General features: G+C 41.3%; 15 protein-coding genes. 8 read left to right on the top strand and 7 right to left on the bottom strand.

The genetic code is table 11. From position 1 onward, the window contains the following. The first annotated feature begins 7 nt into the window (after positions 1 to 7). From WKF69_RS06235 to WKF69_RS06245, 3 genes are read left to right on the top strand one after another with little or no spacing between them, the layout of a single operon-like run. Positions 8 to 394 (top strand): DUF423 domain-containing protein, encoded by a 387-nt coding sequence (locus tag WKF69_RS06235; RefSeq protein WP_340380460.1) that lies wholly within the window; start codon positions 8 to 10, stop codon positions 392 to 394. Further along, the gene (priA, locus tag WKF69_RS06240) at positions 394 to 2877 is read left to right on the top strand and encodes a primosomal protein N' (protein WP_340380462.1); all 2484 of its coding nucleotides are present in this window, start codon (positions 394 to 396) and stop codon (positions 2875 to 2877) included. The genes WKF69_RS06235 and priA overlap by 1 nt, the downstream gene beginning before the upstream one ends. A gap of 35 nt (positions 2878 to 2912) precedes the next feature. Beyond that, a complete protein-coding gene (locus WKF69_RS06245; RefSeq protein ID WP_340380464.1) occupies positions 2913 to 3569 on the top strand; it encodes a protein-L-isoaspartate(D-aspartate) O-methyltransferase in 657 nt (218 codons plus the stop codon). 129 nt (positions 3570 to 3698) lie between these two features. On the opposite strand, the gene smpB is transcribed toward WKF69_RS06245, so the two are convergent. Next, positions 3699 to 4148 (bottom strand): SsrA-binding protein SmpB, encoded by a 450-nt coding sequence (smpB, locus tag WKF69_RS06250; protein WP_340380466.1) that lies wholly within the window; start codon positions 4146 to 4148, stop codon positions 3699 to 3701. Positions 4149 to 4307: 159 nt separating this feature from the next. On the opposite strand from smpB, the gene WKF69_RS06255 reads away from it, so the two are divergent. Both WKF69_RS06255 and WKF69_RS06260 read left to right on the top strand, forming a co-directional pair. Further along, on the top strand, positions 4308 to 6593 hold the full coding sequence (locus WKF69_RS06255; RefSeq protein ID WP_340380467.1) for a TonB-dependent receptor: 2286 nt from the start codon (positions 4308 to 4310) through the stop codon (positions 6591 to 6593). 1 nt (position 6594) lies between these two features. Then, the gene (locus tag WKF69_RS06260) at positions 6595 to 7053 is read left to right on the top strand and encodes a thioredoxin family protein (protein WP_340380469.1); all 459 of its coding nucleotides are present in this window, start codon (positions 6595 to 6597) and stop codon (positions 7051 to 7053) included. An 85-nt stretch (positions 7054 to 7138) separates the two neighbouring features. Here WKF69_RS06260 and WKF69_RS06265 read toward each other — a convergent pair whose 3' ends face one another. Continuing rightward, positions 7139 to 9010 (bottom strand): Nramp family divalent metal transporter, encoded by a 1872-nt coding sequence (locus tag WKF69_RS06265; RefSeq protein ID WP_340380471.1) that lies wholly within the window; start codon positions 9008 to 9010, stop codon positions 7139 to 7141. Beyond that, positions 9007 to 9663, bottom strand: coding sequence for a metal-dependent transcriptional regulator (locus WKF69_RS06270; RefSeq protein ID WP_340380473.1), 657 nt, complete (start codon positions 9661 to 9663; stop codon positions 9007 to 9009). Before WKF69_RS06270 ends, WKF69_RS06265 begins: the two co-directional genes overlap by 4 nt. A gap of 134 nt (positions 9664 to 9797) precedes the next feature. On the opposite strand from WKF69_RS06270, the gene WKF69_RS06275 reads away from it, so the two are divergent. Further along, complete coding sequence (locus WKF69_RS06275; protein ID WP_340380475.1) at positions 9798 to 10268, top strand: Lrp/AsnC family transcriptional regulator; 471 nt, start codon at positions 9798 to 9800, stop codon at positions 10266 to 10268. A gap of 59 nt (positions 10269 to 10327) precedes the next feature. On the opposite strand, the gene ung is transcribed toward WKF69_RS06275, so the two are convergent. Next, positions 10328 to 11005: a uracil-DNA glycosylase gene (gene ung, locus WKF69_RS06280; protein ID WP_340380477.1), complete on the bottom strand. Its 678-nt coding sequence runs from the start codon at positions 11003 to 11005 to the stop codon at positions 10328 to 10330. 74 nt (positions 11006 to 11079) lie between these two features. Between ung and WKF69_RS06285 the strand changes: the two genes are divergently transcribed. Further along, positions 11080 to 11634 (top strand): DUF2892 domain-containing protein, encoded by a 555-nt coding sequence (locus WKF69_RS06285; protein ID WP_340380479.1) that lies wholly within the window; start codon positions 11080 to 11082, stop codon positions 11632 to 11634. A 67-nt stretch (positions 11635 to 11701) separates the two neighbouring features. Here the strand turns inward: WKF69_RS06285 and WKF69_RS06290 are convergent, their stop codons facing one another. Further along, positions 11702 to 11917 carry a hypothetical protein gene (locus tag WKF69_RS06290; RefSeq protein ID WP_340380480.1) on the bottom strand — a complete coding sequence of 72 codons (216 nt, stop codon included), beginning with the start codon at positions 11915 to 11917 and terminating at the stop codon, positions 11702 to 11704. 134 nt (positions 11918 to 12051) lie between these two features. After that, the gene (lysS, locus tag WKF69_RS06295) at positions 12052 to 13773 is read right to left on the bottom strand and encodes a lysine--tRNA ligase (RefSeq protein ID WP_340380482.1); all 1722 of its coding nucleotides are present in this window, start codon (positions 13771 to 13773) and stop codon (positions 12052 to 12054) included. Positions 13774 to 14155: 382 nt separating this feature from the next. Here lysS and WKF69_RS06300 point away from each other — a divergent pair, with 382 nt between their 5' ends. Then, entirely contained in the window at positions 14156 to 15919 is a 1764-nt protein-coding gene (locus tag WKF69_RS06300) for a tetratricopeptide repeat protein (RefSeq protein ID WP_340380484.1), read from the top strand. 50 nt (positions 15920 to 15969) lie between these two features. On the opposite strand, the gene WKF69_RS06305 is transcribed toward WKF69_RS06300, so the two are convergent. Further along, positions 15970 to 16659, bottom strand: a 690-nt coding sequence (locus tag WKF69_RS06305; protein ID WP_340380486.1) for a ferritin-like domain-containing protein, incomplete at its 5' end; no start/stop codon positions are given.

Here is a 16659-nt window from a genome sequence, read left to right on the forward strand (position 1 = left end):
CATCAATATGAACAAACGGATAATTGTTATCGCTTCGGTGTTTGGGATCCTGGCTGTTGTATTGGGGGCGTTCGGAGCCCATGGCTTAAAGAAGCTGGTCAGTGCTGAGGCACTAGATACCTGGCATACCGCTGTACAATACCAATTTTATCATACGTTTGCTATGCTTTTCCTGGCTACATTTTCAAGATTCCGAAGCCGGACAATTAATGCAGCTTCCTGGTTCTTTACAATAGGGATCGTCCTTTTCTCCGGATCCTTGTACCTCATATCTGCAAAAGACATATTGAACATAGTAAACCTTAGCCTCCTAGGCCCTCTGACTCCAATTGGGGGTTTGTTTTTCATCCTTGGCTGGATAAGTCTTCTTGTTGCTACCATTAGGAATAAGTAATGCTTGAATTTTACGAAGCGCAGGACAACACGCGGAAAACAATCTTCGTGGAGGTAATTTTGCCTCTGGCAATTACAAAGACGTACACCTATCGTGTGCCTTTCGACATTGACAAGCAGGTAGAGATTGGTAAACGCGTTGTTGTTCAGTTTGGGAAGAGTAAAATATATACAGCCATAATTTATAAGATATCTGAAACACCTCCGGCTCTGTACGAAGCGAAATATATCATTGACGTTCTTGATGAGGAACCTATTGTCAATCATTTTCAGCTTTCGCTTTGGAAATGGATATCCGAGTACTACCTGTGTCATCTGGGCGAAGTAATGCAGGCTGCATTGCCCGCGGCCTTGAAGCTTGCAAGTGAGACTCGAATAACGTTAAATCATTCTGCAGAATTTGATAAAAACAGCCTTTCAGATAAGGAGTTCCTGATACTTGACGCTTTGGAATTGCATTCAGAGTTAATAGTTAGTGATATAAGCAAGCTTTTAGGACAAAAAACTGTTTTTCCATTGCTCCGATCTCTATTTGAAAAAAACATTATTATCATTTCTGAAGAGATAAGTGAAAAATTCAAGCCAAGGAAGAAGGCATTTATAACTTTAAATCCTTTCTATAACCACCCTGCCAATCGTAAAGCCCTTTTTGAAGTATTAGAGCGGGCGCCAAAGCAGTTGGAGCTTCTCTTAGCATATTACAAGCTGGAAAAACACCAGCCGGAGATCTCTAAAGCTGACCTCATCGAAACTAGCGGAAGCAGTGCGGCAGTTCTGAAATCTCTTCTGGAGAAGGAAATTTTTGTCCAGGAGGACAAAGTAGTAAGCCGCTTAAGCAGCGATGAAATTGAAACCTTCCTGAAATTTGCGCTCAGCGATGCGCAGGCAAAAGCCTTAATGCAAGTTCAACAGGAGTTTTCAGATAAGGACGTCGTTCTGCTTTATGGGGAAACATCATCCGGGAAAACCCAGATTTATATCAGACTGATTGAGCAGATGCTGGCTCAAGAAAAACAGACCCTGTATCTCTTACCGGAAATTGCTCTCACAACTCAGGTCATTGAACGCTTGCGTGAATATTTCGGAAACCAGGTTGGTATTTATCACTCCAAATTCAACGATGCGGAGAGGGCTGAAGTCTGGCAGAAAGTCCTTAAAGGTGAGTATAAAATGGTGTTGGGTGCTCGCTCATCGATCTTCCTGCCATTCCAAAATCTGGGCCTGATAATAGTAGATGAAGAACATGAGTCTTCCTACAAACAATATGATCCTGCTCCAAGATATCACGCCCGGGACACAGCGATCTATCTTGCTCATCTCCATAAAGCTAAAATAATGCTGGGGTCTGCAACTCCAAGTCTGGAAAGTTTTTATAATTCCAAGATTAAGAAATATGGCTTTGTAACCCTGAAGGGACGATTCGGTGGGGTACAGTCACCACTTATCGAAGTAGTTAGTATTGCAGAAGAAACCAAGCGTAAAACTATGCAATCTCATTTTACTTCCGTTTTGATGAATGAGATTACAGGGGCTTTAGCGCGGAAGGAACAAGTGATATTATTCCAAAACAGGCGTGGCTACACTCCCGTTCTTTTGTGCACCACATGCGGTTACACGCCCAAGTGCATTAATTGCGATGTGAGCCTGACCTTCCATAAAAGCAGCGCCAAGCTTCACTGTCACTATTGCGGATATAAACAGGAAGTACTAAATGCATGTCCTGCTTGCGGATCAACCAAGATTGAACAGAAAGGCTTCGGAACTGAGAAGATCGAAGACGAACTCCAACTGCTTTTTGAGAACGCCCGGATAGCACGTATGGATCTGGACTCGACACGTTCTCGCAACAGTTTTCAATTATTGCTCAACGATTTTGAAGAGGGGCGCATAGATATTCTCGTAGGCACACAAATGGTCGCCAAGGGACTTGATTTCGGTAACGTAACGACAATTGGGATCATCAGTGCGGATAGTATGCTTAATTACCCGGATTTCAGGGCATTTGAAAGAAGCTTTCAGATGCTTTCTCAGGTCTCAGGCCGCGCTGGGCGGAGGGCCAAACAAGGGAAAGTAATTATACAGGCCTATGATACATCTCATCGGGTGATCAGCCAGGTTGTGCGAAATGACTACGAGGAGATGTTTGATACGGAAATCCTTGAAAGGAGGAATTTTCATTATCCACCACTTTACAGACTTATTCAATTAAATGTAAAGCACAAAGAACTTCCCAAGCTTGTAACCATCGCAGCTTCATTGGCGGGGATACTTCGCTCGCAGTTTGCCGATCGCATTCTTGGACCGGAAGCGCCGTTAATAAGCCGGATCAGAAATTACTATATCCAAACTATTCTTATTAAAGTTGAAAAGGAAGGAGTTTCGGTGCAAAAGATTAAAGACGCTTTACGCGATATCCTTACAGCTTTTGATGCCGATCCGGCGAATAAAGGAGTTTATATTCAAACGGATGTGGACCCGTATTAGGAGTTGAGAGTTGAAGACTATTTTTACCCATAGAAATGGCACATAAGTTAATAGATAATTACCGTGAGAAGGGCGCCCGTAAAAAGCTGGTTGAAAAGCTGAAAGACAAGGGTATTAGTGACGAAAAAGTTCTTAAAGCGATAGGCAAAGTGCCCCGTCATTATTTTTTTGACGAAACTTTCTGGGAGCAGGCTTATAAGGATATTGCTTTCCCTATTGGGGATGGACAAACCATTTCACAACCCTATACCGTTGCTTACCAAACCGAGCTTCTGCATATCAGGAAAGGCGATAAGGTACTGGAGATCGGTACGGGGTCGGGATATCAAACATGTGTTCTTCTGGAACTGGGAGCGAAGGTGTATACGATTGAAAGACAGGAAAATTTGTACAACCGTACTATCCAGGTTTTACCACATATGGGATATAAAGCTGAATTTTTCTTTGGCGATGGATCTAAGGGTATAGAAGAACACACTCCCTATGATAAAATCATCGTAACGGCCGGCGCACCTCTAGTGCCGCAAATACTTCTTAAGCAACTAAAAATAGGCGGCATCCTGGTTATCCCGGTAGGCGATGAGAAATCGCAAAAAATGATTACTGTGTTAAGGGTAAGTGAAAACGATTACGAAAAAATTGTGCTGGACACGTTTAGGTTCGTTCCGCTTGTAGGGGAACAAGCTTGGTAAATAAGTTGTTAGTGGTTAGTTGTTGGGCTGATCGAATAGGCTCGAACATCCTTATCGGCATAAACTTAGGGTTAACCAAAGCGTTTAGATAGGCGTCCAGTCCAACAACTAAAAACCGACAACCAACCACTATCTTTTCATCGCTCTCGCCATCTCAACTTTGGCGTCTCTATCCTTTAACGTTTCGCGCTTATCGTATATCTTTTTACCTTGGGCAAGCCCTATTTCCAACTTGGCAAAGCCACGTTCGCTCGTGAATATTTTCAATGGTATTATCGTAAAGCCTTTTTCTTCGATCTTTGTACGAAGCTTTGAAATTTCTTTCTTATTTAACAGCAGGGCACGATCGCGTTTCGCTTCGTGATTATAAAATGAGCCATGCGAATACTCCGCTATCTGCATATTCCTCACATATAGGTTTCCGTCCAGAAAAGCGCAAAAGGCATCATTAATATCTGCCTTTCCCTCACGGATTGACTTAATTTCAGTGCCAAGAAGTTTCATTCCCGCTGTGTATGTCTCGAGAATATGGTACTCAAAATATGCCCTTTTGTTCTTAATATTTATTCCGCTTCCCATGGCTGTCTAAAACGCAAATATCAGAAAGAATTCTGACAAGCGAAATTTCGTATAATTTAAAACAATATATATTTTTTTAGGTTAATCTAAAATAGTATTTTTGTAAATCTAATTTATAATTTATACAAATCTAGTTATTTATTTATATAGCCCTAATCTATGAAATTTTGTACGTTAATATTAACATCCATCTTCCTTGCAACCAGTGCCTTTGCGCAAACGGGCGTTGTAAATGGTACGGTGAGCTCGTCCCAGCCAATTTCATTTGCCACTATCACCGTTCAAAATTCTAAACATGGAACCTCAACCGACTCGGCTGGGAAATTTAAGATAGAAGGATTGATACCCGGCAAGCACACCATTATTGTGTCCTACCTGGGATATAAAACTCAAAACAGAACGATCATAGTAAAATCTGATCAAAACATGCCGGTCGATTTCGTCCTTCTGCCAGCGGAAAACGCATCATTAAATGAGGTAGTGGTAACTGGTACAATGAAAGAGGTTAGCAGGCTAGCAAGCCCCGTTCCAGTGGAGGTGTATAGCCCGGCATTTTTTAGGAAAAACCCCACTCCTTCAATTTTTGATGCTCTGCAGAATATCAATGGGGTGAGGCCTCAATTGAATTGCAATATTTGTAATACCGGCGACATACATATCAACGGGCTGGAAGGGCCTTATACTATGATCCTGATTGACGGTATGCCCATCGTTAGCGGACTTTCTTCTGTTTATGGCTTATCAGGTATTCCCAATGCATTAATTGAGCGTGTGGAGATCGTAAAAGGCCCAGCTTCGTCTCTCTATGGATCTGAGGCTGTGGGAGGCTTGATTAATATTATAACCCGTAAACCCCAGAATGCACCTGCATTTTCAGGGGATGTCTTTACTACTTCATGGGGAGAATTGAATACCGACATCGGCTTTAAATTCCCCGCAGGTAAAAAAGCCGAAGTGCTGACAGGGATTAACTACTTTAAATATGGTAACCGGATAGACAATAACAAAGATAATTTCACTGATGTTACTCAGCAGGACAGGATATCGCTCTTTCAAAAATGGAATTTTGCAAGACGGGAGAACCGCCAGTTTAGTCTCGCTGCGAGGTATAATTATGAAGACAGATGGGGAGGTGACGTTACATGGAACCCCTCTTACCGCGGCGGCTCTGACAGGTACGCTGAAAGCATCTATACAAACCGTTGGGAGCTTCTGGGCTCTTATCAGCTCCCTATAAAGGAATCGATGACGCTGGCATTTTCCTTGAACGATCATGCACAGAATTCTGTTTATGGCAGTACGATCTATGGTGCGCGCCAGAAAATTGCGTTCGGGCAATTGAGTTGGGATAAGAAGATTAAGGATCACGATCTTCTTTTCGGGACGGCCCTCCGGTACACGTTATATGATGATAATACTCCAGCCACGGCTCTGCTTAACGGGATAAACAACGCTGACAAGGTTTGGCTGCCGGGAGTTTTCGTGCAGGACGAAATAACACTGAGCGAAAAGCATAAAGTTTTGCTCGGTATGAGATACGACTATAACTCGGCTCATGGAAATATTCTGACCCCAAGAGTAGCATACAAATGGATACTTAATGAAAATAATATCCTTCGCCTTAACGCTGGTACAGGTTTTAGAGTTGTGAGTTTATTTACCGAAGAGCATGCGGCACTTACCGGTTCCAGGGAAGTGATAGTTACAGAAGAGCTTAAGCCTGAAAGAAGCTATAACGCTAATCTGAATTTTATTAAGAAAATCTATTTTGCGGGCGGCAGCTTTATAAATGTTGACGCTTCGGCATGGTACACTCACTTTAACAATCAGATCATTCCGGATTATGTGACCAATCCAAACCAGATAATTTACAATAACCTGGATGGCTATGCTGTTTCGCGGGGACTAAGTGCTAATTTTGATATGGTTTTTGCTAACGGATTAAAAGTATTAGCTGGCGGTTCACTCCTGGACGTTTTTTCCAGGAATCAAATCATGGGACAAAAAACCAGGCCTATGCTAACCGAGAAATGGGCTGGTACATGGAGTATTTCGTATAAAGTGGAGAAATTGAAATTGGGGCTGGACTATACAGGTAATATTTACGGCCCGATGCGTTTACCACGATTGAGTGATTCAGATCCCCGAAGCGGATATTCACCTGTCTGGAGTCTGCAAAACATACAGTTCACTTACTCGGGATTAAAGGAAATTGAAATTTATGGGGGAATAAAAAATCTTCTCAACTGGACGCCGGGGCGATCGGAGCCGTTTCTTATCGCCCGGAGCAATGATCCTTTTGACAAAAACGTGCAGACTAGTGCTTCCGGACAGGTCATCCCAAGTCCATCTAACCCTTATGCACTAACTTTCGATCCTGGCTATGTTTATGCACCTAATCAGGGAATACGGGGATTCCTTGGAATAAGACTAACCATCAAATAGTATGTTTAAAAGATCGGTATTTGCAGCAATTATGCTGCTTGCAACATTAAGTGTTGCAGGGCAGAATAAGCTTGTCAGATTCGAAGAACTAAGGGCTTTGCAAACCACAGCAGCAAAACCGATCGTTGTGCTGATCATGACAGACTGGTGTAAATATTGCCATGCTATGCAAAATACAATGCTAAAAAACTCCCGAGTTTCTGCCCTGTTAAAAAATAGCTTTCATACCGTGTTTCTTGATGCCGAAGAAAAGAAAGATATCCTTTTTGCAGGCAGAACTTTTAAATATAAATCAGGGATTAATGAACTTGCCCGACAACTTGCCACAAAAGCTGGAAAGTTGTCTTACCCAACTCTGTGCATACTGGATGCAAACAACGAGATCATATATCAACATGACGGTTATTTGTCGCCACAGGCGATGCTCTATACTTTGAACAAGATCACTGAAAAGAAGTAATTAGTGAATGATCTATAGTAAAACTGAGAGGCTGTCGGTCTTTAAAACCCCAACCGAGAATTGACTAACTTCCCAATAATCCTCATCATTTAATAATTAGGATTGGAATATTCACATTGTGTCTGACCGTGTCAACTGTTGTTCCAAAGATCAGATCACTAATACCTTTATGCCCATGAGCACCCATAACCAGAAGATCTAATTCATCTGTTTTCACAATTTTCGAAATGGCCTTAGCAGCAACCCCATACCCAATGGCGATCTCAGCCTTATAACCAAGCTCTTTTAAATTAAGCTTATACTTCTCCAGATTGTCCGTGTCACTTTGCGTCTCATGGTCCAATACTTTTTCACCATGGAAGCGGGCGCCGGCAGTTTCTACAATATGTATCAGTAGATACTGAGTACTCTTTCCACCCTGGATCAGAGCATGACGGATAGTATTAAGATCGTTCTTCGAAAAATCGACAGTGATGCCAATTTTGCTGTATTGAACATGATCAATGTTGCCGATTTCCAATGCACTTCCGTGCGGAACATTGGATAGATTTCCTCCGTTGTTCTTTTTAAAGATCGGAACGAATATCACGTACAGCAACAACATGCTGACGATAATGATTACTGGTATAACAAAGGCGTAGATCAGCCACATATTTTCACCGCCAGTTACCCACTCTGTAACTTCCTGAAACACAAGTTTCACATTTAGCCCAACAATGATCAGCGCGCTTAACCAGGCCAATACCTTAACCCAAGGTTTGATCGCATATTCCTTCATTTTTCTGCTATCCGAGTTAAAATGGATTAGAGGGATAACGGCGAAACCGAGCTGTAAACTTAAAACGACCTGGCTTAATATAAGAAGCCCGCCCAGTGCTTCTTCCCCGAAATAAAGGATTGTGAAAAAAGCTGGAATAATAGCAAGTAAGCGTGTTAATAAACGTCTTATCCAGGGTTGGATCCGCAGGTTTAGATGCCCTTCCATAACGATCTGACCGGCAAGGGTTCCTGTAATGGTCGAGCTTTGACCAGATGCGATCAGTGCTATAGCAAAAAGAGTAGGGGCAAGTGATCCGAAAATATTGTCCAGTAATTTATAAGCATCCTGGATCTCTGCAACTTCATAAAGGCCATTTTTATAAAACGCAGTAGCAGCAAGTATCAAAATAGCAGCGTTTACGAAGAACGCTAAGTTAAGAGCGATGGTCGTGTCAATCAGATTGTATTTCAATGCATCTTTTATTCCCTTACTCGTTCGGTCGATCTTTCGGGTTTGTACCAGCGACGAATGCAGATATAAATTGTGTGGCATAACAGTTGCGCCGATGATACCAATGGCAATGTATAGCGCATTACCGGATAGGATAGAGGGTTTAAATCCTGATAAAACTTCCCCAAGAATAGGTTTGACAATGAACATTTCCGTCAGGAATGAAACTCCGATAATAAACACCATAGAAACTATGAAGACTTCCATCATCCTCATTCCCTTGTTCATCAGGAAAAGTAAAAGAAAGGTGTCCAAAATCGTTATTGAGATACCCCAGATAAGCGGTAACCCAAAGAGCAGGTTTAAACCTATTGCCATACCGATGATTTCGGCCAGATCGCAGGCTATAATCGCGATCTGAGCCAAAACGTATAAAGGGTAGTTGACATACTTCGGATATGCATTTCGGGAAGCCTGTGCAAGATCGAGTCCCCCTACAATACCCAAACGCGCACTCAAGGATTGCAGTAAAAGTGCAATCAAGTTTGACATCAGCAGCACCCAGATCAGCTTATAGCCAAACTGGCTTCCCCCGGCAATATCAGTTGCCCAGTTGCCCGGGTCCATATAACCCACACTTACCAGGTAAGCTGGACCGATAAATGCCATCAATTTTCTCCATCCGGTCTTGCCGGAGGTGGCTACAGAGCCGTGTACTTCACTTAGTGACTCGTCGTTCTTGCTCATAAAATAACCAGGATATTTTTAGCCACTTCACGGCTAATAGTTCTTTCTTTTGTTTCGTCGGCTTTTAACATGATAGATCCATCAAATTCGATAAGGTCTGTGATAGTTATTTTGGTGCCTAGTGTAAGTCCAAGCTTTTCCAGGTGTTTTAGAAAGGCAGAAGAGTGTTCATTTACTCCGGAAATAGTTCCAGCCTGGCCTTCTTTCATGTCAGATACCTTCACCAGTTTCTTATGAGTAAAGTTACCGGTACTGTCAGGAATTGGGTCGCCGTGTGGATCGGCAGCAGGGTTTCCCAGAAAATCATCCAGCCGGTCAATTAGCACGGCTGAGTTGATATGTTCCAGTTCCTCTGCAATATCATGCACTTCATCCCATTTAAATCCAAGTTTTTCCACAAGAAAAACTTCCCATAGGCGGTGCTTACGGATGATATTAACAGCAGCTTTAACACCGATCTCAGTCAATGTCACCCCTTGATATTTTACATAATTTATCAGTTTTTTATCGGCAAGCTTCTTGAGCATATCGGTAACCGATGCAGCTTTGGTATTTGTTACTTCAGCAATTGAATTGGTGCTTACCCCAGCGTTGTTACCATCACTTAAATGGTAAATAGCTTTTAGGTAGTTCTCTTCTGTAAATGAGTGCATAGGTAGTGAATTAAACAAACCTAATTAAAAATTTAGATTAATCTAAATTTTAATTAAAAATATATGCCAAATTTATAAGCGTTTTTAAAAATAATATTTGGTTATTCTGTTTAATACCCTATTTTTGATCAATTATGGCAATTGAACTTGATAAAATAGATTTTAAAATCCTGAAAATTCTTCAGGAAAATGGACGTATTACCAATTTGCAATTATCTCATGAAGTTGGATTGTCGCCCGCTCCCACGCTTGAGAGAGTCAGGAAGCTGGAGCACGCGCATTACATAAAAAGCTATCATGCCCTGGTTGATGAGGAACTGCTAGGTTTAGGGATAAAGACTTTCATCCAGATCCAACTCGATTTTCACAAAAACAATACTATCCAGGTTTTTCTTGAAGAAATAGCAGCGATAAAGGAGATAACGGAATGCCATCACGTAACCGGGCAATGTGATTTTCTATTGAAAGTTTATGTTAAGGACATCAAATCATACGAACGGGTGATCATGGATAAGATCAGTAAGATCTCGGTTGTTAAAACCTTCCAGACTATGATGATCATGTCGACCAATAAAAAAGAACCTGCTGTGCCCCTGGAGTATTAACTAGTAAAATTGTCATAAGTATTTCAGTATAGGAATTGGAAACAATTCCTATTGTTCATTTAATCAATCTGCCAATCAATCTGTTTCTTTCCCTCTTTTTCCAAAATTTCATTTGTCTTCTTAAAATGGCCGTTGCCAAAGAACCCGCTGTGGGCTGAAAATGGGGAAGGATGAGCCGACATTAAAATATGATGTTTACTTTTATCAATGAGGTCAGCTTTCGCCTGGGCATATCTCCCCCACAAAAGAAATATGATTCCTGATCTATTGTCTGATAGGGTTTGGATAACCCTATCAGTAAAGATCTCCCAGCCATGTTTCTGATGCGAGCCGGCTTTATTTGCTTCCACGGTTAATGTGGCATTTAAAAGCAGCACACCCTGATCGGCCCACTGTGTAAGGTCGCCGTGATCAGGATACTTGAAATCTTTAAACTCAGCTAAAAGCTCTTTGAAAATATTCTGCAGGGAAGGCGGGAACTGCACACCTTTTTGCACGGAAAAAGAAAGTCCATGCGCCTGATTGTGTCCATGGTATGGGTCTTGTCCGATAATAGCGACTTTTACTTTATCAAAAGGAGTATGGTCAAAAGCATTAAATATATTTTTGTTTGCCGGATAAAGTGTTCGGCCTTCCGTTTTGGCAGTTCGAAGAAAAGCACGGAGGTCTTTCATGTAATCTTTTTCAAATTCCTCGTGCAGGACTTCCTTCCAGCTCTCTTCAAGTTGAACAGGCATAATTTCTTCGATAGATATTGGTTAAACGCTTAAATAAACGGATATTTGCAGCAAATTTAACAGATAACAAGATAATGCCTAATTTCATAAGATTGATTCTTGCAGCCATGGTGTTGGGTGCAGCAGTAACATTGATGGTTTTCGGATACTGGGGGTGGGGAATACCATTGGTTTTAGTGGCCATTTTAGTAGGAGTGACATTTCTCTTCAATGAAAAGATGCTTATTGCTCAATATTATTTGAGAAAAGATAAAATGGATGAGGCTGGCGTGTGGCTTGCCAAAATTGATAACTACGAAACGCAATTGTTCAAAGGCCAGCATGGTTACTACAACCTTTTGGTAGGCCTTATCGAATCCCGGAAAACTCCCTTACAATCCGAGAAATATTTCAAAAGAGCGATCAGCCTGGGCATGACTATGGATCATAATGTTGCCCTTGCTAAACTAAGCCTGGCTGGTATTGCCATGGCAAAACGCAATAAACGGGAAGCAACGCTCTACCTTCAGGAAGCTAAAAAAGCTGATAAAAATAAATTGCTTGCTGATCAGATCAAGATGATGAAAGAGCAAATGGGGCAGATGGATAGAACTGTTGTGCAGCAAAGGGGAAACGCCAGGCGATTTTAAATGAGGGAATTAGCAAATTTCAAGAATTGCAAATGAACGCCGGTTTTGAATTTGCTCTTTTACAAATTTATTTGTCTCTTAAATCATCATACCGTAACTCAAGACCCATATTTGAATCTCTGCTAACCATATCTTCCGGCTCATCTTCAATTTTGTAATTAAAAAAGAATTGCTCAGCCTGAATCCTTTTCAAGAGCTGATGGATAAAAGAAAGATTAAACTCTTCTCTTGGTAATTTGATCAGATATTCACTATCGGTAATTTCTATACTTGAGTTCTTCATAATTATTTTATTTATTTGACAACGACGGCTAAACGAATACACCAAAAATAATAAAGGCTGCTTTACGCAAGGTAAAGCAGCCTTTATCAATATGTTATGTTTATGTTAATCTATTGCCGATTGTCCAGCGCCAGTTAATCAAACCACTCCATTACACTTTCTTTGGAAGGCATTGTAATTTCCAGCTTCATTTTTTTCCGCATACCACCCAGATCATTGAATACTTTGTTAGGGTTGCCCGCTTTCAATTCGTCAGGCGTTTTGAAGCCCATTTTATTTAAAACCGGCACCCACTCAGCAGGTACACCAAGAGCAGTAAACTCATCAGCTGAAATGACTTTTGCTTTTTTCTCCGGCCTCATTTGCGGGAAGAATAATACTTCCTGGATCGTACTCTGATCCGTCATTAACATCACCAAACGGTCGATGCCAATTCCAAGGCCAGAGGTAGGCGGCATGCCATATTCAAGCGCACGGAGAAAATCCTCGTCCATAGCCATTGCTTCTTCATCACCTCGTCCTGCTAATAGTAACTGCTCTTCGAGGCGTTCACGCTGGTCGATAGGGTCATTCAACTCTGTATATGCATTCCCGATCTCCTTGCCAAGTACAAAAAGCTCGAAACGCTCAACAAGACCTTCTTCGGTCCGGTGTTTTTTGGCCAGCGGCGTCATCTCGATCGGGTAATCGGTTATATATGTAGGCTGGATCAATTGCGATTCTACTTTTTCGGAAAAAATCTCATCAATGAGTTTGCCCCGGCCCATAGTGGAATCTATTTCGATCCTTAGCACTTTACACGTAGCGCGTAAAGCTTCTTCATCCATTTTAGAAACATCTATGCCTGTATGCTTTTTAATGGAGTCATACATTGATAGCTTTTCGTAAGGGCCAGCGAAATCGATCTCGTGTTCACCTACTTTAACAGTAGCCTTGCCATGGATTGCAATAGCGATCTTTTCCAAACATTCTTCCACCATAGCCATCATCCAGATATAATCTTTGTAAGCTACATAGATCTCCATTGAGGTGAACTCAGGATTGTGGGTACGATCCATACCTTCGTTCCGGAACATTTTACCGAACTCGTAAACGCCATCAAATCCTGCGACAATTAACCGTTTCAAGTACAGCTCATTGGCAATTCGCAGATAAAGCGGCATATCTAACGCATTATGATGCGTGTTGAACGGGCGCGCAGCAGCACCCCCGTGAATGGGCTGCAAAATAGGCGTTTCCACTTCCATCCATCCCTGATCGTCAAAATAGCTACGCATGGTATTGATAACTTTAGACCGGCTCTGGAATATTTTTTTGTAATCAGGGTTAACCGTTAGATCTACATACCGTTGTCTGTAACGCAGTTCAGGATCAGTAAAGCCGTCATAAATATGCCCTTCATCATCTCTTTTTACAATAGGAAGAGGTTTTAAAGACTTAGCTAAGATCTTCATTTCATTAACATGAATAGAAATTTCACCAGTTTTGGTTATAAAGACATATCCCTTAATACCGATGAAATCACCGATATCAAGCAGTTTCTTAAATACGATATTGTATAGCGCCTTATCTTCGCCAGGGCAAATTTCATCCCTGTTTATATAAACCTGTATACGCCCGGTGGAATCCTGCAGCTCGGCGAAAGATGCGCTGCCCATTATACGGCGGCTCATGATACGCCCGGCAAAACTGATACTCTTATATGAAGTTTTATCGCGTTCGTAGTTTTCCTTTATATCTTGGGCATTTACATTTACCTCAAATGCTTCAGGCGGGTAGGGGTCGATCCCCAGCTTGCGAAGTTCAGCCATCGCCTCACGGCGTAAAATTTCCTGTTCAGATAATCCGGTGCTCATTTTTGTACTAGAATTTGTGCAAAAGTAAAGATTTTGAGGGGATTTATGAAGTAATAGGTTGGAGATCACTTTATCGCCGATAACTCACTAATGTCTACCCTTTACTCGTTTAGCATGCTTTGGTGACCTAATTGACTAATTTTGTCTGATGATCACGGTAATATGATTGTCCAAATTGACATTATCTACCTATGATAATTAATTTGTATAATCGGCGGCTGAAACGTTTGGAGCGTTTCGCCGCTTTTTTATTTTCAGAAAAATAAATTAACTTGAATCCCAGTATATCATTCCGAGTAGCCTAAATATCTCTCGCTCACCTGCAGTGCAAAAGAAATATTACAGATACCTTCTATATTTTTTGCTGCTTACGGGGGCAGCAATGTCATTAGTCTATGCCTTAACTTTTTCGCCGATAAAGTTATACCTGTTTTCCAATTCCACCAACATACCTGGAGTTAATTATCAGAAGGATACTTTAATGGTCACCAGGTTAAACAAGAAAGCTTTCGACAGCCGTCTAACAGATCCCCAAACTGCAATCCAGGTTGCCGGCAACGCATTACAATTTGCTAAGCGAATAAATCATTTACCTGGTATTGCTGAGGCCTATCGTGTAACTGGACTTGGATTCTCATATTTAGAGAATAACTCAATGGCAACGAAGAATTATATTGAAGCTTTACGTTGTTACCAGCAATTGAACGATGATAAGAATATTGCAAAGACGTATAACAATATCGGTAGCTTGTATAAATACAATGATCCTGATAAAGCCTTAAATTATTTCAGTAAGGCTCTAAAAATTGCCGGGAACATACATGATGAAGAATTAGTTGCCGGAATGTACTTTAACATAGCCCTGATTTATTCCAGAAAATCGGAACACAATAAATCACTGGTTTACTTCGGTAAAAGCGACAGTATCTTCAGGAAATTAAAAGATACTATATCCACTATTATTTATTTGCAAAATACTGGGCGTGTCTATCATAAGCTTCACAAAATAGACTCGGCGAAATCCCGGCTGAATAGAGCGATTCAGGCAGCAAAGGGCCTCCAGCTTTACTCAACTTTAAGTGGCTGTTATTTGACTCTATCTTACATCTACCTGGAACAAGGTGAATTTCATCTGGCCGAGAAGGCCATTGAAGAAGGCCTTAAATATGCGCGGAAAGTGAAGAATCCGGTACTGGATAATGATTTTATCCGGGTTACCTACGAATTGGAGTTGAAGCGAAAGGATTATCAAAAAGCTTTGAAATACTTGTCCTTAGCCTATCACAATGATAGTCTGCTTTTAAATGAAAATCAATCTGCCAATATTGAAATTAATACCCGGCATTATCTTCAACAGCAAAAAATTCAGGAAAAGGAACTCATCATAACAGAGCAAAAATATCGGGCGGCAACAAATAGATGGATTATTACTTCAGGTATTCTATTGGTTTTATTATCAGTTATTGCCCTACTAATTTGGCATTATTTAAGAGAGAAGAGAAGGAAAAGAGATGAAATAATTATACAGAGTAAAATAAATTCGTTAGAACAGAAAGCATTACAGGCAATGATGAATCCTCACTTTGTTTTTAATGTGATGAACTCCATACAGCATTTTATGAATCAGGCGGATGCCAGGACAGCGAACCAGGTTCTTTCCGGATTTGCCCGCCTTACAAGAAAACATCTTGAAATATGTATGAATAGTACGATATCTGTTCACGAAGAACTTGTCTATCTGCAGCTGTACCTGTCATTGGAAAAGATAAGATTTTCTGACAAAATGAGGTATGAGGTTACTATAGACAAGGACATTGATACGGAAGAGATCCTTATCCCTTCGATGCTTGTTCAGCCCTTTCTTGAAAATGCAATTTGGCACGGGATTATGCCCAAAGAGGATGGTGGATTGATCAAACTACAGTTTACTATGGATGGGACAGATGTCCTAATATCTATTGTCGATGATGGGGTAGGAATTTCAAATTCTGAGAGCCTGAAGAAAACAAGTCACATAAGCAGAGGAATGGCTCTGATCCGTGAGCGCGTTGGTCTTTTAAACAGGCTTAGTAAACGCCACATATTCATTGATCAGCAGCAGACAGGTGAATATGGTACAGCGGTCCTGATTCGAATTCCGGTATAAAAAAAAGGGAGCCAAATGGCTCCCTCTTTCAATCATCCTAAAACTTATCACTAAACGATAAAAGGGTTTACAATGGCCAAAACTTCGGGCATTGTTAAAGGTTCATCAAATGATTCTGTTGCTGCATTAACACTTATAGCCTGGCCATTGATGCCGGTAATCTTAATGCCTGCTTGTGTTTCCAAGTCCTCACCGTTATAAGAAGCCTGCACCGCTGCAAGTCCGATACCGTTATCTTTTCCGGTAATCCAAGGCTTAACAGTCGTCGCGCCACGGTCTCTACGCATCAGACGTACTTTTGCTGCATGACGAGCTTCAACTGAATGAATGTTTAGCGCTGCAGTAAGCAAGCCACCTTGTCTTAGTAAATTTGGAGCTTGACCTTTATATGCACGTACGCCTGTATCTTCAAATACCTGTGCAACCGCAAGGAAAATATCATAATTTGTAAACACTGTTGCAAATGGTCCAGTACCTGATCCTTTACCACCTGAAAAATCAAATTTAGGGCTTGTAACCGGAGTTTTTCCTAATCCTGTAAGTGCAGCACGAAGGAAAGCTACGTGCTGAGTTTCATGATCACGAATTGTTGTAATTGCACCAACTGATGCGCCTGCTGGGATCAAGCCTGGGGCTGCAACGCCTTTTACATAAAATTCTGCTTCAAGATATTCCAGTGTTAACGCATATTGAAATACTTGTTCTACTGTAGCAGTTGTCTGACCGTAAGCGGTCTTGAA

This window comes from Daejeonella sp. (assembly GCF_037719425.1).
In the GTDB taxonomy this organism is placed as follows: domain Bacteria; phylum Bacteroidota; class Bacteroidia; order Sphingobacteriales; family Sphingobacteriaceae; genus Daejeonella.